The sequence below is a fragment of the Streptomyces cucumeris genome, from assembly GCF_024295805.1.
GTDB lineage: Bacteria > Actinomycetota > Actinomycetes > Streptomycetales > Streptomycetaceae > Streptomyces > Streptomyces cucumeris.
Genome location: NZ_JANCLX010000002.1, coordinates 280,867 through 302,621, shown reverse-complemented (window position 1 = coordinate 302,621; position 21,755 = coordinate 280,867). Strand labels below are relative to the sequence as shown.

The window sequence follows — 21,755 nt, the reverse complement described above, 5'->3', positions numbered from 1 at the left end:
GGCTCAGTTCTCCTGGCTGAGGCGCTTGTTCAGCTCGCCCTCGACCGACGCCGCGGCGTCCGCGGGGGACGTCCCCTTGAGCACGGCGGTCATATAGGACTTGACCGGGTTGGGGGCGTTCTCCACCGCGGCCCATTCCGGGATCAGCGGGGTGGTGCCGCCGGTCGCCACGGCGGGGGCGGCGGCCTCCGCGGCGGCGTTGCCCTTCAGCCGGTCCTGGAGGGACTCCTTGTTGGGGATCACCCCGCCCTCCTTGGCGAGCTGTCCCTCGAAGGTGTCGTTCAGCGCGATCTTCAGGAACTCCTTGGCCAGTTCCTGCTTCTCGCTGCCCGCGGCCACGGCCAGGTTGGAGCCGCCGAGGAAGACGCCCTCGGGCTGGTCCGCGGTCTCCCCGGGGATGGTGAAGTAGCCGATGTCCTTCTCGATCTTCGGATTGGCCTTGACGGCGATGGCCGCCTCCCAGCCCATCCCGATGAAGGCACCGGTCCTGCCCTTGGCGAAGACCTCGCCCTGCTGCGGGGTGGCCTCGTCCTTGTTCTTGGGCGCCTCGCTGAAGGACTGGTACTGCTTGTAGATGTCCATGGCCTTGGCGACCTTGGCGTCGGCCAGGTTGGAGACCCAGCGGCCGCCCTGCTTCTTCACCAGGTCGGCGCCGGTGCCGATGGTCAGTCCGTCGAAGAAGTACCAGTTCTGGCCCGGCAGATAGAGCGGTTCGGCATCGGTCTTGTCCCGGATGGTGTCCAGGGCCCGGAAGAACTCGGAGCGGGTCTTCGGAACGCCCTTCAGCCCCGCCTCGGCCCAGATCTTCTTGTTGTAGAGGACCACGCGGCTGGCCGCGTACCAGGGGGCGGCGTACTGCTTGCCGTCGTACACCGCGGACTTGTTGAGCGACGGGGACCAGCCGGCGCCGATCGACTTCTTGAGGTCACCCAGTTCGGCGAGGCCCCCGGTGCGTGCGTAGGAGGGGGTCTGGGTGTTGCCGATCTCCAGGACGTCCGGCGGATCGGACTCCGAGAGCGCGGTGGTCACCTTCTGCTGGATGCCGTTCCACTGCTGGATCTCCAGCTTCAGCGTGGCGCCGGTCTTCTTCTCGAAAGCGGCCTTGACATCCTTCGTCCAGCCGTCCGGGGTGGATCCGTCCATCGCCCACACCGTCAGCGTCTCGCCCTTGAAACCGTCCGCTCCGGCCTTGTCGTCGCCGTCGCCGGACCCACAGGCCGCGACGCTCACCAGCATTGCCGCGACACCCGTCGCCGCTATGAGCCCACGCTTCACAGCACTCTCCTCAAAGGACCGGATGAGGGGTTTAATGGTTTAGACCAGTGCACCAGTGCCCCGCAGCTTGGCCTAGACCTTTGGGGGTGTCAAGGGTGTATAAGAGTCGCGGGCGGCTCCGTTACCGGACCGACATCTGTCGACATCCGCCCCGGGCCGCCGCCGGAGCGCGGGACCGTGCCACGATGTGAGCCGCTGAATTCGGAGGAGCCGGTGACGGCAGCAGACCAGGAGTCGGAAGGGCACGCGATGGAGACCGAGGGGGTTACGGCCACGGCCACCACACCCGCGGCCGAGAGCGGCAACAACTCCGGGGGGACCCGCACCGCGCGGGTACCGAAGTACTACCGGCTCAAGCGGCATCTGCTGGAGATGACCGAGACACTGCCACCGGGCACCCCGGTGCCCCCGGAGCGGACCCTGGCCGCCGAGTTCGACACCTCGCGCACCACCGTGCGCCAGGCCCTCCAGGAGCTGGTGGTCGAGGGGCGGCTGGAGCGGATCCAGGGCAAGGGCACCTTCGTGGCCAAGCCCAAGGTCTCCCAGGCCCTCCAACTGACCTCCTACACCGAGGACATGAAGGCCCAGGGGCTGGAACCCACCTCCCAGCTCCTGGACATCGGCTACGTCACGGCCGACGACCGGCTCGCCGGGCTGCTGGACATCGCCACCGGCGGCCGGGTGCTGCGCATCGAGCGGCTGCGGCTGGCCAGCGGTGAGCCGATGGCGATCGAGACCACCCATCTGTCAGCCAAGCGCTTCCCCGCGCTGCGCCGCAGCCTGGTCAAGTACACCTCGCTGTACACGGCCCTGGCCGAGGTCTACGACGTCCACCTGGCCGAGGCCGAGGAGACCATCGAGACCTCGCTCGCCACCCCGCGCGAGGCCGGGCTGCTGGGCACCGACGTCGGACTGCCGATGCTGATGCTCTCCCGGCACTCCCTGGACGCCTCCGGCGAGCCGGTGGAGTGGGTGCGCTCGGTCTACCGCGGCGACCGCTACAAGTTCGTGGCCCGGCTCCAGCGGCCCCGCGGCTGAGCCGACGGCCCACCGGCCCGGTGGGCCGTCCCGGGCCCCAGGCGGCCCTCCGGGCGCCGTACGGGGGCCGAGTCGCGGATGAGGCCACTTCTTTCTCATACCGATATGCGGACGGGTAGTGACGGCTGCCGGGCCGCGGGCTTAGATTTCCTGCTCATTACGTACATGATCAGCGTAGCGATCAGCCATAGACGCAGGTGATGAGCCGAGGGGACGGGAGCCCGCCACCATGTCCGACACATCTGATCCGACCGGTTCCGCCGGTGCGTCCGGCAGGAGACCGGTGGTCACGCCCACCCGTGTGGTGGTGGCCTTCTGCTTGATCGTGCCCTTCGCGGCGATGCTCTGGGTCGGCTCGTACGCCAAGGTCGAGCCCGCCTTCATCGGCATCCCGTTCTTCTACTGGTACCAGATGCTCTGGGTACCGGTCTCCGCCGTGCTGACCTCGGTGGCCTATGTGCTCGTCCGGCGTGAGCGGCGGGCGCGCAAGGAGGGCGGATCGGCATGAAAGACGTGAACGGCGTCGCACTCGGCGTCTTCCTGTTCTTCTTCGTAGCCGTCACGGTCATGGGCTTCCTGGCCGCCCGCTGGCGCGCCGCGGAGAACGCGAACAACCTCGACGAATGGGGTCTGGGCGGCCGCAGCTTCGGCACCTGGATCACCTGGTTCCTGCTCGGCGGCGACCTCTACACCGCGTACACCTTCGTCGCCGTCCCGGCGGCGATCTACGCGGCCGGGGCGTCCGGGTTCTTCGCGGTCCCGTACACGATCCTGGTCTACCCGCTGATCTTCACCTTCCTGCCCCGGCTGTGGTCGGTGTCGCACAAGCACGGGTACGTGACCACCTCGGACTTCGTCCGCGGCCGGTTCGGCTCCAAGGGTCTGTCGCTGGCCGTCGCGGTCACCGGCATCCTCGCCACCATGCCGTACATCGCCCTCCAACTCGTCGGCATCCAGGCGGTGCTGGACGTGATGGGCGTCGGCGGCGGCGAGAACACCAACTGGTTCATCAAGGACCTGCCGCTGCTGATCGCCTTCGGTGTGCTCGCGGCGTACACCTACTCCTCCGGGCTGCGTGCCCCGGCGCTGATCGCCTTCGTCAAGGACACCCTGATCTACATCGTCATCGTGGTGGCGATCATCTACATCCCGATCAAGCTGGGCGGCTTCGACGACATCTTCGCGAAGGCGGGCGCCGCCCTCTCGCAGGAGAATCCCACCACCGGGCAGCCACGCGGCGCGCTGGCCAGCGGGGAGAAACAGCAATGGGCGTACGCCACGCTGGCCCTGGGCTCGGCGCTCGCGCTGTTCATGTACCCGCACTCGATCACCGCGACGCTCTCCAGCCGCAGCCGTGAGGTGATCCGCCGCAACACCACCATCCTGCCGCTGTACTCGCTGATGCTGGGTCTGCTGGCGCTGCTGGGCTTCATGGCGATCGCGGCCGGGGTGAAGGTGGACAACGGCCAGCTCGCCATTCCGCAGCTCTTCGAGGACATGTTCCCGGACTGGTTCACGGGTGTGGCCTTCGCCGCCATCGGCATCGGCGCGCTGGTACCGGCGGCCATCATGTCGATCGCCGCGGCGAACCTGTTCACCCGCAACATCTACAAGGACTTCATCAAACCGGACGCCACGCCCGAGCAGGAGACCAAGGTCTCCAAGCTGGTCTCGCTGATGGTGAAGGTCGGTGCGCTGGTCTTCGTCCTGGGGATGGACAAGACGGTCGCGATCAACTTCCAGCTGCTGGGCGGCATCTGGATCCTCCAGACCTTCCCGGCCCTGGTGGGCGGGTTGTTCACCCGCTGGTTCCACCGCTGGGCGCTGCTGGCGGGCTGGGCGGTCGGCATGGTCTACGGCACGCTCGCCGCCTATGGCGTGCCCAGCCCGGTCAACCCCGACCAGAAGCACTTCGGCGGCAGCTCGAAGGAGATCCCGGGCATCGGGGAGATCGGCTACATCGGTCTCACCGCGTTCGTCCTCAATGTGGTGGTCACCGTGGTCCTGACGCTGGTCCTGCGGGCGGTCAAGGCGCCGGACGGCGTGGACGAGACCTCCCCGTCCGACTACACCGCGGACGCGGGCGACCCGGGCGTCGAGGCCGAACTCCCCCCGGCGACGGCAGGCGCCCCCGGCGCCCACTGACCCTCTCCCCCGTCCCCACCGGCCGCCGCCTCCCTCCCCGGGAGGCGGCGGTCCTGTGCGTGTGGGCCCGCCGCACGGCCGCGCGGGCCCGGCACCGGGCCGGCGAGAGGTCGTCCCGCGGCCGTGCGCGGGACTTGCGGGGCCGCGCGGGCCCGCCGCGTGGCCGTACTGGAACCGGTCACGGGGTCCGGTCAGCCCGTCGCAGGACGGTGCGCGGTCGTAGCGCGGCTGCGCGGGACCCTGGCGAGGCCGCGCGGTCATGCGGGCGCGTCGGCCGCGCACCGCCGCGGCGCTGCACGGGCCCGACACCGGGCCGGGCGGGGCTGTCGCGCGGCCGTCACCGGCCCGTCACCTGCCCGCCGCGGGCACACGGGACCGACCCGCGGTCGTCGTGAGCGTCACGGGCCCGCCCCACGGCCCGGCGCGGACGGGCGCGGCCCCCGCAAAGGTGTGCCGGACCTCGCCCGCGCCGCACGCGGGCGTCGTGCGGCGCGTCAGTGGAGGAGCTTCAGGCCCAGCACACCGGCGACGATCAGCAGCAGACAGACGATCCGGGCGGCGCTCACCGGGTCGCCCAGGGCGGCCATGCCGTAACCGGCGGTGCCCACCGCCCCGATGGCGACCCAGACCGCGTAGCCGGTGCCCAGTGGCACCGAGCGCATCGCGTAGGACAGACCGGCCATGCTCAGCACGGCGGCGACGGCGAACAGAACGCTGGGGCGGAATCGGCTGAAGCCGTGTGACGCGGCGAGCGCCGCGGCCCAGACGGTCTCCAGAAGACCGGACAGCACCAGAATGACCCATGCCATGACGGGAACACCTCACGCAGTAGCAGACTTCGCTGACTGCGCCGTCTTGTCCTGACCGGGTACGACGCGCTCGTCCGGGGTGCCCGGGGGCATCCGCTTCCCATTGAACATGAATCGGGGAGCCAGGAGATGGTGAGGTCGGGCACACTGCGGTCATGGACATCACGGTGCGGCGGGCACGGGACGAGGAGCTGGACGAGGTCGGCGAGATGACCGCGGCGATCTACCTCGGCGACGATCTGCTCGACTTCGGGGCCGAGGACCCCTATCTGGAGGATCTGCGGGACGCCCGGCGGCGGGCCGGGGAGTCCGAGGTGCTGGTCGCCACGGACTCCGCCGGCGGGACGGTGCTGGGGGCGCTGGCCTTCGCCGCGTACGGGGCGCCGTACTCCCAGCGGTCCCGGCCGGGCGAGGGCGAGTTCCGGATGCTCGCGGTGCGCCATGAGGCGCGGCGGCGCGGGGTGGCGGAGGCGCTGGTGCGGGCGTGCATGGACAAGGCGCGGGCGCTGGGTCTGACGGGGATCGTGATCTCCAGCCATCCGAAGATGACCACCGCCCACCGGCTCTACGGCCGGCTGGGGTTCGTCCGCGCCCCGGAGCGGGACTGGGAGCCGGTGCCGGGCATGCGGATCTGGGCCTTCACGGTGGCGCTGTAGCGCCCGGAGGGGTGGCCCGTGGTCAGTCCAGCCAGCCGCGTTCGCGCAGCGCGGCGGTGAAGGCGGCGTAGGAGTCCTCCAGGGCCGCGCGTTCCGTCCCGTCCGGCTCGATGTCCCGCCCGGTGCGCACCATCGCCGCGGCGGCGGTGGCGAGGTCGGGGTGGAGGGTGCCGGAGGCGGCCAGCAGGGCGGCGCCGAAGGCCGTCTCGGCGTGGTCGGCCACCCGCAGCGGGCGGCCGAGGACGGTGGCGCGGATCCGGGTCCACAGCGGGCTGCGGCTGCCGCCGCCCGCCGCCCACAGCGGTCCCTCGACCGCGACGCCCAGCTCCCGCACCCGGTCCAGCGCCAGGCGCTCCAGGAAGGCGACGCCCTCCAGCGCGGCGCGGTGGGCGTCGGCGTCCCCGTCCGGGGTGCCGCGGACGAAGCCGCGGGCCGCGCCGCTGACGAACGGGAAGCGCTCGCCCTCGCGGCGCAGCGGATAGGCGATCACGGAGGCCGGACCGCGGTCGGCGGCGGCCCGGTCGAGCGCGGGCAGCCGGTCCGCCGGGACGTGGGCCAGGGCCTCGCCGCCGGTGTTGGAGGCGCCGCCGGGCAGCCACCAGCCGTCGGGGTGACGGTGGCTGTAGAGGGCGCCCGAGGGGTCGGTGACCAGGTCGCGGGTGACGCCCTTGAGGACGTAGGTGGTGCCGAGGATCCCGGCGAACTGGCCCGGCCGCACCGCTCCGGTGGCCAGTTGTCCGGCGCAGCCGTCGGTCATCCCGAGCCGGACCGCGCACCCGGCGGGGAGGCCGGTCTCCGCGGCGGCCTCCGGGCAGACGGTCCCGACGGCGGTGGCCGGTGGCCGGACCGGCGGCAGCCAGTCGGCGGGGATCCCGAGGGCGGTCATGACCTCCTCCGGCCAGCCGCCCTCGCGCGGGTCGTAACCGCTCTTGAGCGCATGGCTCCAGTCAGTGGCCACGGGCCCGCCGGTCAGCCGGCGGCCGATGAGGTCGGGGGTGTGGAGGACGCCCCGCGCGGGACCGCTCCCCGGGCCGGAGTCCTCGGCCAGCCAGGCGATCCGGCCCAGCGCGGCGGTCGGGCCGACGGAGAGGCCGAGCGCGCGCCAGCGGTCGGCGCCGAGCTCCTGGGCGCGGGCGTTGAACGCGGCGCCACGGCGGTCGTCGTACATCAGCGCCGGACCGGCCGGCTCCCCCGCGCCGTCCACGGGGACGATCGTGCCGGAGGTGGCGGACGTGGCGACGGCCGCCACTTCCCGGCCGCCCGCGGGGAGGGCCGCGGTGGCCTGCCGCAGGGCGGCGGCGGCCGCGGGCCACCAGGACCCGGCCGGCTGTTCGCTGTGGCCGCCCGGACCGCGGTGCGGCGTCGGCAGGGTCGCGCGGCCCTCGGCCCGTACCCGGCCGGCCGCGTCGACGCACAGCACCCGTACCGCCGCCGTGGCGATGTCGATCCCGGCGACGACCTCACCCATCACATCACGCATGCTCGTTAAATTAACATGCAGGATGTGATTTCGGAGGGAGTCAGGTACCGATCGCCGCCACCCGGACGTCGGTGCGCTCCCGCAACTCCGTGAGCAGCGACGGCTCCACCGCGCCGTCCACCACCAGATGGTCGAAGTCGTCCACCGGGCACAGCCGGTGGAGCGCGGTGCGCCTGGTCTTGGAGGCGTCCATCAGCAGCACCTTGCGGCGCCCGGCGGCCAGCATGGCCCGTTTGACCATCACCACGTCCTGCTCCTGGTGGTACGTGGTGCGCGCGTCCATCGCCGAGGTGGACACCAGCACCATGTCCACCGACAGCGCCTCGATGGCCTCCGCGCACGGCACCCCGAGGAAGGAGTCATGGGTGTGCGAGTACTCCCCGCCGAGCCCGATCAGCCGTGTCTGCGGCACCCCGGCGAAGACCTCCACCACCCGCCGCGCGTTGGTCACCACGGTCAGCGGGACGGCCGCCACCAGCAGCCGGGCCAGTGCGAGCGCGCTGGTGGAGTCGTCCAGCATCACCGACATACCGGGCTCGACCAGCTCCGCGGCGGCGGCCGCGACCGCCTCCTTCTCGGCCCGGTTGACGCCCATCCGGTAGTCCAGGCTGGACTCGAAGACCGACGAGGGCAGCGCCGAGACCCCGCCCCGGAACTTGCGCACCACGCCCAGCCGGGCGAGTTCGTCGAGGTCCCGGTGGACCGTCATCAGGCTGACGCCGGTCAGCTCGGCCAGCTCCGCGGCGGTGGCCGTGGAGCGTTCGAGCACGTACTCGGTGATGGTCTGCCTGCGGGCGTCCTGGGAGCGGGCGGAGCCGCCCGGGGTGCCGGTGGAGGTCATGCCGGGGATTCTTCCGTACCGCCCCCGTGGCCGCGCCCGGCGGGGACGCCGTGCCCGGTGGGGACGTTCAGGGAACGCAGCGCGGTGCGGTCGCCGGTGAGCTCGATCTCGGTCACCGCCGCGTTGTCCAGCCGCGGGAAGACCTCGCGGTAGCGGCCGGGGCGGATGCCCAGCAGGGCGCACAACGCGGTGCGCAGCAGGGTGTTGTGCGCGACGACGAGCACCGTGCGCCCCGGGTGCGCGGCGGCCAGGGCGCGCAGCGCGGCGGCGGCGCGCCGCCCGGCCGCGCCCGGCGGCTCCGAACCGGGGAAGGCGCCGGTCTCGGCGTCCTCGCGGAACGCCCGTACCGCCGCCGGGTCCTCGGCCTCCATCTCGGCGATGGTGCGGCCCTCGCCCCAGCCGAAGTCGACCTCGCGCAGCTCCTCGACGATCTGGGGCGCCAGGCCCAGCGCCTCGGCCGCGGGAGCGGCGGTGAGCCGGGCGCGGCTCAGCGGGGAGCAGGCGACCGCGTCCACCCCGCGCTCCCCCGCCCAGCGGGCGAGCGCGGCGGCCTGGCGGTGGCCGCGCCCGGTCAGAGCCACGTCCGAGATCCCGGCGTAGCGGTTCTCCGCATGCCAGACGGTCTCGCCGTGGCGTACCAGCAGCAGTCGGGTGGTCATCCGGGCGCCTCCCACGCGTCGGCCATTGCCTGATCAAGTCAGGGATGTTAAATCTAGCATCGTTCATGTGATGTATCGCCGAAGGAAGGCCCTTATGCGCGTCCTCGCCGCCGGAGACCACTTCGTCACCCCCGGGCTGATCGCCGAGGCCCTCCACGACCGGATCGGCCCGTCGGACCGGGCCCTGGAGGTCGCCGAGCTGACCCTGCCCTGGCCCCATGAGCCGTTCGGCCCGGTGGGCGGGGTGACCGAGGCCAGCGGCACCGAGGAGGAGCTCATCGAGGCACTCACCGGCGCCGAGGTGTGCGTGACACAGATGGCGCCGTTCACCGCGGAGGTCTTCGCCGCCCGCCCCGGACTGCGCCTGGTCGCCGTCTCCCGCGGCGGCCCGGTCAATGTCGACCTGGCCGCGGCCACCCGCGCGGGGGTCGCCGTCAGCTTCGCCCCGGGCCGCAACGCCGCTGCCGCCGCCGAGTTCGCGATCGGCATGATGCTCGCCGCGATGCGGCGCGTCCCGGCGGCCGACGCCGAACTGCGCGCCGGGCGCTGGCGCGGTGACCTCTACGCGTACGAGGAGGCCGGAATCGAGCTGGACGGGGCGACCGTCGGGCTGGTGGGCTACGGGGCCATCGGCCGCATCGTCTCCCGGGTGCTGCGCGCCTTCGGTGCCCGGGTGCTGGTCGCGGACCCCTACACGGATCCGGAGGCCGCCCGCGCCGACGGGGTGGAACCGGTCGGCCTGGACGAACTCCTCGACCGCAGCGAGGTGGTGAGCCTGCACGCCCGGCTGACCCCGGAGACCCGCCATCTGCTGAACGCCGAGCGGATCGCGCGGATGAGGCCCGGCGCCGTCCTGGTCAACACCGCGCGCGGCGGACTCCTGGACTACGCCCCGCTGCCCGGGGCGCTGCGCAGCGGGCGGCTGGGCGCCCTGGCGCTGGACGTCTACGACGTCGAACCGCCGCCCGCCGACTGGCCGCTGCACTCCGCGCCGAACGTCGTCACCACCCCGCACCTGGCCGGGGCGACCCGGCAGACCGCCCACCGCGCGGCCGCCATCACCGCGGCCGAGGTCGCCCGGTACGTGCGCGGCGAGAAGCTCGCCCACCCCGCCAACCCCGAGGTCACGGAGGTCCGTACGCCATGAGCACCGACCGGGTGATGATCGGAGTCGATATCGGCACATCGGTCACCAAGGCCGTGGCCTTCGGCCGGGACGGGCGGGCCATCGCGTCCGCGAGCCGTCCCAGCCGGCTGGACCGGCGGTCCGGCGGCCGGGTCGAACAGGACCTGGAGGATGTGCTGCGCACCGTGGCCGAGGTGTGCCGCGAGGTCGCCGCCGCCCTGCCCGCGCCTCCCGTGGCGCTCGCCCTGACCGGCCAGGGGGACGGGCTGTGGCTGCGCGACGCGGCGGGCCGGGCGGTGCGTCCGCCGATCTCGTGGATGGACGGCAGAGCGGCCGGGACGGTGGCCCGCTGGCGCGCGGACGGCACCCTGCGGGCGCTGTGGGCGCGTACCGGTTCGGGGGTGTTCCCCGGCTGCCACGCCCCGCTGCTGGCCTGGCTCGCCGAGCATGAACCGCGGTCGCTGGAGCGGGCCGAGGTCGCGGGCTACTGCGTGGACGCGGTCGCGCAGCGGCTGACCGGGGTGATCGGGGTGGACGCCTCCGACGCCTCGCTGCCGTTCCTCGATGTCACCACCCGCCGCTATGTCCACGACGCGCTGGAGATGTGCGGAATCGCCGGGTACGCACGGCTGTTGCCGGAGCCCGCCGCGCCCGGGGCACTCGCCCCGCTGCACGAGGAGGGCGCCCGGCTGCTCGGCCTCCCGGCCGGACTCCCGGTCGCCGCGGGCCCCTACGACCTGCCCGCCTGCGCCATCGGCAGCGGGGTGCGGGAGCGGGGCGACGGACTGCTGATCGTGGGCACCACCCTGGCCTGCCAGGTCCTGACCGACGACGCCCGGATCGACCCGGCCGCCGATCCGGCCGGGATGTGGCTGTGCACCCCCGACCCCACGCGCTGGCTGCGGGCGATGCCCGCGATGGTCGGCACCGCGGCCCTGGAATGGGCGCTGGAGTTCACCGGGGCCACCACCGCCGGCCTCGACGGGATACTGGCCGACAGCCCGCCCGGCGCCCGCGGGGTCACCGCACTGCCGTTCCTGTCCGGGGCGGGCGAGCGGGCGCCGTTCGTCGAACCCGCCGCCCAGGGGCGGCTCGACGGGCTCACCCTCGCCTCGACCCGTGCCGACGCGGTCCGCGCGGTCTGCGAGTCCATCGCCTACGCCGCCCGGCACTGCCTGGAGGCGGCCGGGCTCTCCGCGAACCTGGCGCTGTGCGGCGGCGGCACCCGGTCCCGGGCCTGGACCCAGTTGTTCGCGGATGTCCTCGGCCGCCCGGTGCGGATCCCCGGAGAGCCCGAAGTGGGGGCGCGCGGCGCCGTCGCGGTCGCCTGGGAGAGCCTCGGTGAGCCGGTCGACCCGGAGCGCTGGCAGGCCGACGCGCGCACCGTCACACCCGATCCGGACCGCCGTGAGATCTTCGAACGCGGCTACGCCGACTACCGCTCGCAGCTCGCCCATGCCCTGGCCGGCTGGCGGGAAAAGGCCCGGGAACAGCAGGTGGAAGCCGCCCCGCAATAGCACATACGTGGGAAACTCCCCCGTGGGCGACACAAGATGTGGGGGCGCGTGCGTCGGCCGACACAAGATGTATGCTCGTCCTCGCTGTCGACGCAGGGGAATCCGGTGGGAATCCGGAACTGTCCCGCAACGGTGTACGTGTGCGCATATGTGTACCCGTGAGTCCGATGACCTGCCGACGGCCGTCTGAACACGTCCGGGCCTCGCGGGTTGGGTTGTTGGACGCTGCGCGGTATGCGTTCGTACGGTAGTGCGGATTCGTCATGCCCGTACGCGACCTTCGCTCCCCATCCCTCCTGGCCCCCAGCCGAGCGAGGGAGAACACTTCAGTGACCATCGCGCCCGCCGACCCGGTTTCAGAGGCCACGGCTTCCCAGGCAGAGGCCGACGCGCCCGGTACCGCGCTGCTGCGGACCCTCACCGGGCTCACCGCCGACCTGCCCGCCACCGACCCCGGCAAGGTCGCGGCCGCCGCCCTGCGCGGCCGTCATCCCGGCTCGGACGAGGCGGAGTTGCGCACTCTGGCGACCGAGGCGGCGGCCGGGCTGATCGCGGACGAGCCGGAGTACTCCCGGCTGGCCGCGCGGCTGCTGGCCCTGGCGATCACCGAGGAGGCGGCCGGGCAGGGCGCGGTCTCCTTCTCGTCCTCGGTCGCGGTGGGCCACCGCGAGGGCCTGATCGCCGACAGCACCGCCGAGTTCGTCACCACCCACGCCGCCCGGCTGGACGCGCTGGTGGAGCGGGCGCTGGCGGACGGCGCCGACAAGCGCTTCGGCTACTTCGGACTGCGCACCCTGCACAGCCGCTACCTGCTGCGCCACCCGACCACCCGTCAGGTCATCGAGACCCCGCAGCACTTCCTGCTCCGGGTCGCCTGCGGTCTGGCCGAGGACCTCGGCGAGCGAGCCCTGGACGAGGTCGCCGAGCTGTACCGGCTCACCAGCACCCTGTCCTACCTGCCCAGCTCCCCCACGCTGTTCAACTCCGGCACCCGGCATCCGCAGATGTCCTCGTGCTACCTGCTGGACTCCCCGCTGGACGAGCTGGACTCCATCTACAACCGCTACCACCAGGTCGCGCGGCTGTCGAAGCACGCGGGCGGCATCGGTCTGTCCTACTCCCGCATCCGGGCCCGCGGTTCGCTGATCCGGGGCACCAACGGGCACTCCAACGGCATCGTGCCGTTCCTGCGCACGCTGGACGCCTCGGTGGCCGCCGTCAACCAGGGCGGCCGGCGCAAGGGCGCGGCCTGTGTCTACCTGGAGACCTGGCACGCGGACATCGAGGAGTTCCTGGAGCTGCGGGACAACACCGGTGAGGAAGCCCGCCGCACCCACAACCTCAACATCGCCCACTGGATCCCGGACGAGTTCATGCGCCGGGTCGAGGCGGACGCCGACTGGTCGCTGTTCTCCCCGGCCGACGCACCGCAGCTGGTGGACCTGTGGGGCGAGGAGTTCGACACCGCGTACCGCAGGGCCGAGGCCGAGGGCCGCGCGGTCAAGCAGGTCCCGGCGCGCCAGCTCTACGCCCGGATGATGCGCACGCTCGCGCAGACCGGCAACGGCTGGATGACGTTCAAGGACGCTGCCAACCGCACCGCCAACCAGACCGCCGAGCCCGGCAAGGTCGTCCACTCCTCCAACCTCTGCACGGAGATCCTGGAGGTCACCGACGACGGCGAGACCGCCGTGTGCAACCTGGGGTCGGTCAACCTCGCGGCCCACCTGGGCGAGAACGGTCAGATGGACTGGGAGCGGCTGGACGCCACCGTCCGCACCGCCGTGACCTTCCTCGACCGCGTGGTGGACATCAACTTCTACCCCACGGACGAGGCCGGGGCCTCCAACTCCCGCTGGCGTCCGGTGGGTCTGGGCCTGATGGGCCTCCAGGACGTCTTCTTCCGGCTGCGGCTGCCGTTCGACTCCCCCGAGGCGAAGCAGCTCTCCACCCGGATCTCCGAGCGCATCATGCTCGCCGCGTACGAGGCGTCCTGTGATCTCGCCGAGCGGCACGGCCCGCATCCGGCCTGGTCCGCGACGCGCACCGCTCGCGGTGTGCTGCACCCGGACCACTACACGGACGCGGTGGCCACCTGGCCGGAGCGCTGGGAGGCCCTGCGGCAGCGGATGGCGAAGTCCGGGATGCGGAACTCGCTGCTGCTGGCCATCGCGCCGACCGCGACCATCGCCTCGATCGCCGGTGTCTACGAGTGCATCGAGCCGCAGGTCTCCAACCTCTTCAAGCGCGAAACCCTCAGCGGTGAGTTCCTCCAGGTCAACTCCTACCTGATCGACGACCTGAAGAAGCTGGGCGTCTGGGACGCGCAGACCCGTGAGGCGCTGCGCGAGTCCAACGGCTCGGTCCAGGACTTCTCCTGGGTGCCCGCGGACGTCCGGGCGCTGTACCGCACCGCCTGGGAGGTGCCGCAGCGCGCCCTGATCGACATGGCCGCGGCCCGTACGCCGTACCTCGACCAGAGCCAGTCGCTGAACCTCTTCATGGCCTCGCCGACCATCGGCAAGCTCAGCTCGATGTACGCGTACGCCTGGAAGCAGGGCATCAAGACCACGTACTACCTGCGTTCGCGCCCGGCGACCCGGATCGCCCAGTCGGCGCGCGGCGGCGCGGCCGCCGCCACCATCCCCGTCCAGCAGGCGCCCGCCGACGAGGACGCCATCGCCTGCTCCCTGGAGAACCCCGAGTCCTGCGAGGCATGCCAGTAATGTCCAACTCTGCAAAGAACCTGCTCGACCCGGGTTTCGAACTCACCCTCCGGCCGATGCGGTACCCGGACTTCTACGACCGCTACCGCGACGCGATCAAGAACACCTGGACGGTGGAGGAGGTCGACCTCCACTCGGACGTGGCCGACCTCGCCAAGCTCTCCCCGGGCGAGCAGCACCTGATCGGCCGCCTGGTCGCGTTCTTCGCGACCGGCGACTCGATCGTGGCCAACAACCTGGTGCTGACGCTCTACAAGCACATCAACTCCCCCGAGGCGCGGCTGTACCTCTCGCGGCAGCTCTTCGAGGAGGCCGTGCACGTCCAGTTCTATCTGACGCTGCTGGACACCTACCTCCCCGATCCGGACGACCGCACCGCGGCGTTCGCGGCCGTGGAGAAGATCCCCTCCATCCGGGAGAAGGCGGAATTCTGCTTCCGCTGGATGGACTCGGTGGAGAAGCTGGACCAGTTGGAGACCAAGGCCGACCGGCGCCGCTTCCTGCTCAACCTGATCTGCTTCGCCGCCTGCATCGAGGGGCTGTTCTTCTACGGCGCCTTCGCCTACGTCTACTGGTTCCGCTCGCGCGGGCTGCTGCACGGCCTGGCGACCGGCACCAACTGGGTGTTCCGCGACGAGTCGATGCACATGGAGTTCGCCTTCTCGGTGGTGGACACCGTCCGCCAGGAGGAGCCCGACCTCTTCGACGACGAACTCGAGCACCAGGTCACCGAGATGCTCAAGGAGGCCGTCGAGGCGGAGCTCCAGTTCGCCCGCGACCTGTGCGGTGACGGGCTGCCGGGGATGAACACCGCCTCGATGAAGGAGTACCTCGAGTGCGTGGCCGACCAGCGCCTGATGCGCCTCGGCTTCCCCACCGTCTTCGGCTCGGAGAACCCGTTCTCCTTCATGGAGCTCCAGAACGTCCAGGAGCTGACCAACTTCTTCGAGCGGCGCGCCTCGGCGTACCAGGTCGCGGTCGAGGGTTCGGTCTCCTTCGACGACGAGTTCTGACCGGCTGACCCACCGCGTACGCGCCACGGGCCGGACCCCTCGGTGGGGTCCGGCCCGTGGTGCGTCGGGTGGGGGCGCGCTCAGTCGTTGGGCACGGTCTCGTAGCGCGGGGTGCCCTCGGCCATCTGCCGCAGCACGTCCTTGCGGTCGCGCTTGGAGAGCCGGTCGATGTAGAGGCGGCCGTAGAGGTGGTCGGTCTCGTGCTGGAGGCAGCGGGCGAAGTAGCCGGTGCCGCGCACCGCGATCGGCTTGCCCTCGGCATCCTGGCCGCGGACCACGGCGACGTCCGGGCGGGGCAGCTCGGCGTAGGCGGAGGGGACGGACAGGCAGCCCTCGTTGGAGTCGTCCAGCACCCGGCTCTCGGCGGGCAGCTCGTCCAGCACCGGGTTGCAGACCACGCCGACGTGCCGGACGCCCTCGTCGTCCATGCAGTCGTAGACGAAGACCTTCAGGTCCACGCCGATCTGGTTGGCGGCCAGGCCCACGCCCTCCGCCGCCCGCTGGCTGGCGAACATGTCGTCCACGAGCCGCGCCAGGTCGTCACCGAACTCGGTGACCTCCTGGCACTCGCGGTGCAGCACCGGATTGCCGACGACGGTGATCGGGCGGGCGGTGCCGCGCTCGCGGTAGGCCCGCTCGCGCTCCTCGCAGTTCTCCGTGTCCACGATGAACTCGCCGTCCACCTGCTGTTCAGTCCCTTGCTGCGACATCGTCCGCCGTACGCCTTCCTTCAACCCTGATGCGTCGCCCTACAGAGTACGGCCCGCCCGGAGTGACACGGGCGTCAGCAGACCTCTTCCAGATCCCGCCACTCACGGGTGTCCGGGCTGTCGGCGACCCAGCCGTCCAGCAGCCCCCGCACCAGCCCGCTCGGCGCGGCGATCCCGCATTCGCGCTCGGCGACCCACAGCGAGCCCGAGCCCGCCGTACGGTGCCCCAGCGGCCCGGGGTGGCCCGGCTCGCTGTGGTCGTGCGGGTCCAGGTGCTCGCCCTCGCCCTCGTCGCTGGGCATCCGGCTCTCCGAACAGGAGCGGCACAGCAGCCGCACCGAGGACGACCAGTCCTCGGCGGCGAAGCCCGCGTCCGCGGCGAGCCGCTCCAGGGCGTCCCGGTCGGCCTCGGTGGCCGCCTCCAGCAGCACCACCCAGGTGGGCACCGGGGACGGCGCCCACAGCTCGATCTCGTCGAAGACGGGGTAGGCCGGGCCCGCGGAGGTCACCCGTTCACCGTGGGGCACGCCGTCGTGCAGCACCACCTCGCCCCAGCGCCGCCCGGAGGACGGCAGCGGGATGGACAGCACCTCGATCCGGGCCGGGTCCAGCCTGCGGCCCCAGACCACCTCGGCCTCGCCCTCCGGCGACAGCCGCACCGCAGCGCTGCCCAGCTCCATGCCCAGCGGCTCACCGGACGCGGACGCCTCACCGGGCACCTTGAGCCCGTACGCCTGCCAGGCGCGGCGCGCCAGCGGCCAGTCCTGGAGGGCGGTGGCGGCGATGCCCACGTTCCACCAGTCGGGAGCGCCGGTCTCCCGGTCCAGCAGCGCGACCGCGCGCAGCCCGGCGGCGCGGGCCTGCTCCCAGTCGTGCCGGAACTTGTGCAGCAGGGCCAGGTTGAACCAGGACTCCGACAGCCACGGCTCCAGATCGGCGGCGCGGGTCAGCAGCGCGCCCGCGTCCTCGTACCGGCCGTCGCCGATGAGCGTGAACGCACGGTCCGTGGCCTGCCGCCATGAGGCGGACGGCCGGTGCCGTACCTTGCCGAAGATCTTCACGATTCCCGCCTGCCGGTATCGAAGTAGTCCCGAACCAGATGCCTTCGCGGACGGCGTCGCCCTCCCTGGGGGACAACCTGCCACACATTCGCGGACATCTCAGCCCGGCCCCTCTCGCTTCGGCCGGGACACGATGCCCACCACACCTCCTTGCCACCGGCCATCGGCCCGACACCCCTCTCCTCGCATCCAACCATGCCTCTTGGGACACCCGCTCATTACCCGCGAGTTCTCAGCGGGGACCGGCCCCGCACCGGGCTGGACAGCACCGTGGCGAGCGCCTCGACCACCGCCGGGTCGAAGTCACGGGCCGTGGCCAGCCGCAGCCGCTCCAGGGCGTGCAGCGGGGCCGCTCCCGCGGTGCCCGCCGGGCCGTCCGGCCCTGCCGCCGGGGCGGTCGCCAGCTCGGTGTACGCGTTCACCGCGCGCACGATACGCGCGGTGAGCGGCTGGTCCCGGTACGGGTCGGCCTGCCGCTCGACGATCACCGCCACCTCGGCGGGTACCCCGGTCTGGCGCACCACAGCACCTCCCAGCAGGGCGATTCTGCGCTGTTCCGCCCCCGGCAGCGGTTCGGTGGCCCCGGCGGGGACCGGGTCCACCAGGGAGAGCTGCCCGATGTCGTGCATCAGCGCCGCGTACTCCAGCACGGTCAGCGCCGGTTCGGAGAGTCCCAGCTCACGGCCGACGGCCCGGCTGAGCCCGGCGACCGTACGGGCATGGCCCGCGGGGGTGTACCCGGCTATCTCGGTGGAGCGGGCCAGCGAGGCGATGGTCTGCCGGTAGGTGGCCCGTATGCCCGCGTAACGGCGGAACGCGTACTGGATCAGCAGCAGCGGCACCGACAGCACCGGAAGCGCCCCCAGCCCGGCGACGGCGACCCCCAGCGCCATCACCACCCCGGTCGCGCAGATCGCCGACCCGACCCCGGGCAGCGCCCACAGCTCGTCGCGGAGCAGCGGGACGTACGGCCAGCCGGTACGGGCGCGGGCCAGCGCGGCGGCCAGCACGGCGTCGCACAGCGCGGTCAGGGCCAGCAGTGCGAGCAAATAGCCGACCGTGGCCGCCCCCTGGCCGAACCAGGAGGTCAACCGGCCGGTGTGGTGCAGCGGTTGGAAGCAGGTGGCGGCGAACGCGACGGTGAGCACCCGGCGGGCGGTGTGCCCGGGGTCGGCCGGGCAGCCCAGCGCCAGCCGCGGCACCATGCCCGCCAGGGAGGCGGCCACGACGACGGTGACGACCTGGAGGACCCCGTGGGTGGTGGGCTGCCCGTCGAGGTGTCCCAGCAGGGCGTAGCCCAGGGCGCCCGCGGCGGCCACCGGCGCGGGCTCTCCGCGCTGTTCGTGCTCTCCGCTCGCGCGCGGGAGCGCGGGCGGGACATCGGCGCACCGGATGGCCTCCCCGACGGCGATGAGCACCCCGAAGGCGAGCGCCGCCTCCGGTTCGCGCACCCCGTGCCACTCGGTCCAGCCGAGCGCGACGACGGCGAGCGCCCCGGCGGCGCCGTACACCGCGGCCACGGTGAGGGCCCCGGTCCGGCGCTCGCCCTCGGCCGCGCCCCGGATCCCGCCCCGCCGCGACCGGCCCACCGCCCGGATGTGCCGCCCGGCGAGCCGATCGAGGGGGTCGGTGAACCGCCGCGCGGCCGTCCGGTCCGCGCGGGAGCCCGGCGGACCCGCGCCGGGGGTGGCGTCGGTGGAACCGGCCGTATCGGCGGGGCCCGCCGGTCCGGGCACCCCGCGGGCCCCGGCCGGCGCGGTGGTCTCCCGTGTCCCGGGCCGTCGCAGCGGCCCCCGGGCCGGGGGGCGGTGCGCCCGACCGCGTGCGATGTGCCCGGCGGCGCTCTCGTCGCGGGCGCGGCGCTCGTCGGCGGGATCGCGCCCGGCGGTCACGGCGCACCGTCCGTGGTGTCCGGGCGGGCTGCGGCGGATCCGCCGCGGGTCGCCGCGACGGCGGGTTCGGGCAGGGCCCGCGACGGGTCTGCCGGAGCGTTTCCGCGCTCCTCACCGGCGGCGTCCGCCGTGACGGCGGCGTGCCAGCCGTGCCGGTCCAGGGCGCGGGAGAAGGCCCGCACCATCCGGGGGTCGAAATGCGAGCCCGCGCACCGCTTGAGCTCCTCGACCGCGGTGGCCACCGGCCGCCCCCGCCGGTACGTACGCGTGGAGGTCATCGCGTCGAAGGCGTCGGCCACCGCGACCACCCGGGCGAACTCCGGGATCTGCGTTCCGGCCAGCCCGTACGGATAGCCGGTGCCGTCCAGCCGTTCATGGTGGTGCAGGATGGCCGCGCGCGCCTCGCCCAGGAAGCCGATGCCGCGGACCATCTCATGGCCGTACTCGGGGTGCAGCTCGATGATCCGGCGCTCCTCGGGGGTCAGCGGCCCGTTCTTGCGCAGGATCCGGGTGGGCACGCCCAGCTTGCCCACGTCGTGGAGGATGCCCGCGATCCGCAGCGCCTCCAGCCGGTCACCGCGCATGCCCAGCTCGCGGGCGATCATCGCCGAGGCGCGGCCGACGCGTTCGCTGTGCCCGCGGGTGTAGCGGTCCTTGATGTCGACGGCCTGGACGAGGGCGCGGATGGTCGCCTGGTGGGCGCCGCGCTCCCGGTGGTAGAGGGCGAAGACGCAGGCGGAGACGTACATCGGCAGCAGCACCAGCAGCGCCGCGGGCGGTCCGTAGGGGCTGTGCCAGAGCACCGCCATGGCCAGCCCCGCCGGACCGTGCACCAGGTGCGGGACGAGCGAGCCGAGGACCCGGCCGCGCCAGGCGGCGCGCGGGGAGTGCCGCTCGGCGCTGACCAGCACCCCGCACTCCAGGACGATCACGGCCAGGCAGAGCACCAGCGCGGCGGCGGTCGCGGCGGCCAGGGCGGACGGGAAGCCGGGTGCGCCGGGCGCTGGGACGGCGTCGAGCGCCGCCCGTCCGCCGAGTGCGCCGAACGTCCGTGCGGCGGCCCAGACGGCCACGGCCTGCTGTGCGGCGTGCCAGATCCGGCGCACCCCGGCCGGGCGCCGTTCGACCGGCGCGAGCAGCGCACCCGGGACGGCGACGAGAGCGGCCGCGGCGGGTGGCAGCAGAAAAGCCCCGGCCAGAAGCACGGGGCTGTACCACTCCGGCCACGGGGCCCGGGTGCCGCGGGCTCCCGCCGCGTAGACCGCGGCGAGGAGGACGACGGTGGCCCAGGGGACGGCGGCCTGGGGCCGGAGCACGGGGGCGGCGCACACCGCGGCGGTGAATACGGCGCACAGAACGTAGATGCGCGCCCCGAGAGGAAGTGCCCGCACGGCGCCCTCCTCCCGGTCCAGGGTCCGCCCTGCGCCCCTCACGGGCGGGGCGGGTCAGATTCGGGAGGATAGAGCCGCGAGCGGCGGTGACGACCGGGCGAGCCGCCCGATTGCACACCTTCGGGTGATGATCGGACCACCGTGGCACCCCGTGGTGGTCACACTCCGCCGCGGATCACTCCGGGGCGGTGCGGATCACTCCTGGGCGGTGCTGGGGGCGTTCTCCGGGGCGGGGGTCTCCGCGGTGATCTCCCGCTCGGGAACCGCCTGGCCGGACCGGATCAGCTCGATCCGGCCCATCACCTTCGACCGGAGGTCGCTGGGCACGTCGTCATGGCCGCAGCACCGCTTGACCAGCTTCTTCACGGCCTTCTCCAGACCGTACTTCTCCAGGCACGGGGAGCACTCGTCGAAATGCACCTCGAACTTGGCGCAGTCGCCGTCCGGCATCTCGTGATCGAGGAACTCGTAGAGATGGTCGAGGACCTCGGAGCAATCCGTCTCGTGCGGCTCTCCGCAGCTCATGAGCCCGCGCCTTTCCGATCGTGCGACTCGTCCGCCGCGGCGGACGCGCCCGCCGGGACCAGCCCGCGCCCACGCGCGTAGTCCTCCAGCAGTTCACGCAGCTGACGGCGCCCCCGGTGCAGGCGGGACATCACCGTACCGATGGGTGTCCCCATGATGTCGGCGATCTCCTTGTACGCAAACCCCTCGACATCCGCGAGGTACACCGCGATACGGAACTCCTCGGGGATGGCCTGGAGGGCCTCCTTGACGTCCGAATCCGGCAGGTGGTCGAGGGCCTGGGACTCGGCCGAACGCAGCCCCGTCGACATATGCGACTCGGCGCGCGCGAGCTGCCAGTCCTCGATCTCCTCGGCCGCGCTGCGCTGCGGTTCCCGCTGCTTCTTGCGGTACGAGTTGATGAAGGTGTTGGTGAGGATGCGGTACAACCACGCCTTGAGGTTGGTGCCCTCACGGAACTGATGGAAGGAGCCGTACGCCTTCGCGTACGTCTCCTGTACGAGGTCCTCGGCATCGGCCGGATTACGCGTCATGCGCAACGCGGCGGAGTACATCTGGTCGAGGAAGGTGAGCGCGTCCCGCTCGAAGCGCGCATTGCGCTCGGCGGCGGTCTCCTGCGGCCGCTCGGCCGGCTCTCCCTCGTTGACGCCGTCGGTCCCTGCGTCGGTCCCAGTGACCTGACCCACCTCCTCCAGCTTCGGGGCGGGGCCGGATGCGGACCCGCTCGAATCGGAGAATAGACGACCTTCCGGTCCGCCCGCCGCTCCAATCTTCGCGGTCTGCGCCGCCTCCGCTTGCGTCCACTCCAGGTCAGCGGCGTGCGGGCGGGCCGGGCAAGCAAGCGAACCCATGCGGGGAACTCCCTTTCCTCGTGCGGTGCCATCGCGCGGT

General features: G+C 72.6%; 19 protein-coding genes and 2 riboswitches. Of the genes, 8 read left to right on the top strand and 11 right to left on the bottom strand.

Going from position 1 to position 21,755, the window contains the following annotated elements; translation table 11 throughout:
• Positions 1 to 3 precede the first annotated feature (3 nt).
• Positions 4 to 1,275, bottom strand: coding sequence for an extracellular solute-binding protein (locus tag NMK44_RS04320; RefSeq protein ID WP_254738330.1), 1,272 nt, complete (start codon positions 1,273 to 1,275; stop codon positions 4 to 6).
• A 249-nt stretch (positions 1,276 to 1,524) separates the two neighbouring features.
• Here NMK44_RS04320 and NMK44_RS04315 point away from each other — a divergent pair, with 249 nt between their 5' ends.
• The 3 genes from NMK44_RS04315 (at position 1,525) to mctP (ending at position 4,458) form a co-directional block, all read left to right on the top strand.
• On the top strand, positions 1,525 to 2,313 hold the full coding sequence (locus NMK44_RS04315) for a GntR family transcriptional regulator (RefSeq protein WP_254738737.1): 789 nt from the start codon (positions 1,525 to 1,527) through the stop codon (positions 2,311 to 2,313).
• Positions 2,314 to 2,542: 229 nt separating this feature from the next.
• Positions 2,543 to 2,821 (top strand): DUF3311 domain-containing protein, encoded by a 279-nt coding sequence (locus NMK44_RS04310; RefSeq protein WP_254738328.1) that lies wholly within the window; start codon positions 2,543 to 2,545, stop codon positions 2,819 to 2,821.
• A complete protein-coding gene (gene mctP / locus NMK44_RS04305) occupies positions 2,818 to 4,458 on the top strand; it encodes a monocarboxylate uptake permease MctP (protein WP_254738326.1) in 1,641 nt (546 codons plus the stop codon). Before NMK44_RS04310 ends, mctP begins: the two co-directional genes overlap by 4 nt.
• A gap of 494 nt (positions 4,459 to 4,952) precedes the next feature.
• Here the strand turns inward: mctP and NMK44_RS04300 are convergent, their stop codons facing one another.
• Positions 4,953 to 5,267, bottom strand: coding sequence for a DMT family transporter (locus NMK44_RS04300; RefSeq protein WP_254738324.1), 315 nt, complete (start codon positions 5,265 to 5,267; stop codon positions 4,953 to 4,955).
• Between the two features lie 35 nt (positions 5,268 to 5,302).
• Positions 5,303 to 5,364, bottom strand: a riboswitch (guanidine-III (ykkC-III) riboswitch).
• 58 nt (positions 5,365 to 5,422) lie between these two features.
• Between NMK44_RS04300 and NMK44_RS04295 the strand changes: the two genes are divergently transcribed.
• On the top strand, positions 5,423 to 5,923 hold the full coding sequence (locus tag NMK44_RS04295) for a GNAT family N-acetyltransferase (protein WP_254738322.1): 501 nt from the start codon (positions 5,423 to 5,425) through the stop codon (positions 5,921 to 5,923).
• Positions 5,924 to 5,945: 22 nt separating this feature from the next.
• On the opposite strand, the gene NMK44_RS04290 is transcribed toward NMK44_RS04295, so the two are convergent.
• Genes NMK44_RS04290 through NMK44_RS04280 form a run of 3 tightly spaced genes read right to left on the bottom strand, consistent with a single transcriptional unit; the run spans position 5,946 to position 8,903 of the window.
• Entirely contained in the window at positions 5,946 to 7,403 is a 1,458-nt protein-coding gene (locus NMK44_RS04290; RefSeq protein WP_254738320.1) for an FGGY-family carbohydrate kinase, read from the bottom strand.
• 40 nt (positions 7,404 to 7,443) lie between these two features.
• Positions 7,444 to 8,244 carry a DeoR/GlpR family DNA-binding transcription regulator gene (locus tag NMK44_RS04285; protein ID WP_254738318.1) on the bottom strand — a complete coding sequence of 267 codons (801 nt, stop codon included), beginning with the start codon at positions 8,242 to 8,244 and terminating at the stop codon, positions 7,444 to 7,446.
• Complete coding sequence (locus NMK44_RS04280) at positions 8,241 to 8,903, bottom strand: histidine phosphatase family protein (RefSeq protein WP_254738316.1); 663 nt, start codon at positions 8,901 to 8,903, stop codon at positions 8,241 to 8,243. The genes NMK44_RS04285 and NMK44_RS04280 overlap by 4 nt, the downstream gene beginning before the upstream one ends.
• A 94-nt stretch (positions 8,904 to 8,997) precedes the next feature.
• Between NMK44_RS04280 and NMK44_RS04275 the strand changes: the two genes are divergently transcribed.
• From NMK44_RS04275 to NMK44_RS04260, 4 genes are all read left to right on the top strand, one after another.
• Positions 8,998 to 10,050 (top strand): 2-hydroxyacid dehydrogenase, encoded by a 1,053-nt coding sequence (locus tag NMK44_RS04275; protein ID WP_254738314.1) that lies wholly within the window; start codon positions 8,998 to 9,000, stop codon positions 10,048 to 10,050.
• On the top strand, positions 10,047 to 11,546 hold the full coding sequence (locus NMK44_RS04270) for an FGGY-family carbohydrate kinase (RefSeq protein ID WP_254738312.1): 1,500 nt from the start codon (positions 10,047 to 10,049) through the stop codon (positions 11,544 to 11,546). Before NMK44_RS04275 ends, NMK44_RS04270 begins: the two co-directional genes overlap by 4 nt.
• Before the next feature lie 65 nt (positions 11,547 to 11,611).
• Positions 11,612 to 11,740, top strand: a riboswitch (cobalamin riboswitch).
• A gap of 135 nt (positions 11,741 to 11,875) precedes the next feature.
• Positions 11,876 to 14,272, top strand: coding sequence for a ribonucleoside-diphosphate reductase subunit alpha (locus NMK44_RS04265; RefSeq protein ID WP_254738310.1), 2,397 nt, complete (start codon positions 11,876 to 11,878; stop codon positions 14,270 to 14,272).
• On the top strand, positions 14,263 to 15,285 hold the full coding sequence (locus NMK44_RS04260) for a ribonucleotide-diphosphate reductase subunit beta (RefSeq protein ID WP_254738308.1): 1,023 nt from the start codon (positions 14,263 to 14,265) through the stop codon (positions 15,283 to 15,285). The genes NMK44_RS04265 and NMK44_RS04260 overlap by 10 nt, the downstream gene beginning before the upstream one ends.
• An 80-nt stretch (positions 15,286 to 15,365) precedes the next feature.
• On the opposite strand, the gene def is transcribed toward NMK44_RS04260, so the two are convergent.
• The 6 genes from def to NMK44_RS04230 all read right to left on the bottom strand — a co-directional run bounded on the left by def (position 15,366) and on the right by NMK44_RS04230 (position 21,550).
• Entirely contained in the window at positions 15,366 to 15,995 is a 630-nt protein-coding gene (gene def / locus NMK44_RS04255) for a peptide deformylase (protein WP_254738306.1), read from the bottom strand.
• Positions 15,996 to 16,069: 74 nt separating this feature from the next.
• On the bottom strand, positions 16,070 to 17,056 hold the full coding sequence (locus NMK44_RS04250) for a tetratricopeptide repeat protein (protein ID WP_201871384.1): 987 nt from the start codon (positions 17,054 to 17,056) through the stop codon (positions 16,070 to 16,072).
• Positions 17,057 to 17,274: 218 nt separating this feature from the next.
• Entirely contained in the window at positions 17,275 to 18,621 is a 1,347-nt protein-coding gene (locus tag NMK44_RS04245) for an HD-GYP domain-containing protein (RefSeq protein WP_374215236.1), read from the bottom strand.
• Positions 18,622 to 18,944: 323 nt separating this feature from the next.
• Entirely contained in the window at positions 18,945 to 20,339 is a 1,395-nt protein-coding gene (locus tag NMK44_RS04240; RefSeq protein WP_254738304.1) for an HD-GYP domain-containing protein, read from the bottom strand.
• A 195-nt stretch (positions 20,340 to 20,534) separates the two neighbouring features.
• A complete protein-coding gene (gene rsrA, locus NMK44_RS04235) occupies positions 20,535 to 20,864 on the bottom strand; it encodes a mycothiol system anti-sigma-R factor (RefSeq protein WP_254738302.1) in 330 nt (109 codons plus the stop codon).
• The gene (locus tag NMK44_RS04230; RefSeq protein ID WP_254738300.1) at positions 20,861 to 21,550 is read right to left on the bottom strand and encodes a sigma-70 family RNA polymerase sigma factor; all 690 of its coding nucleotides are present in this window, start codon (positions 21,548 to 21,550) and stop codon (positions 20,861 to 20,863) included. The genes rsrA and NMK44_RS04230 overlap by 4 nt, the downstream gene beginning before the upstream one ends.
• Positions 21,551 to 21,755: the final 205 nt, after the last annotated feature.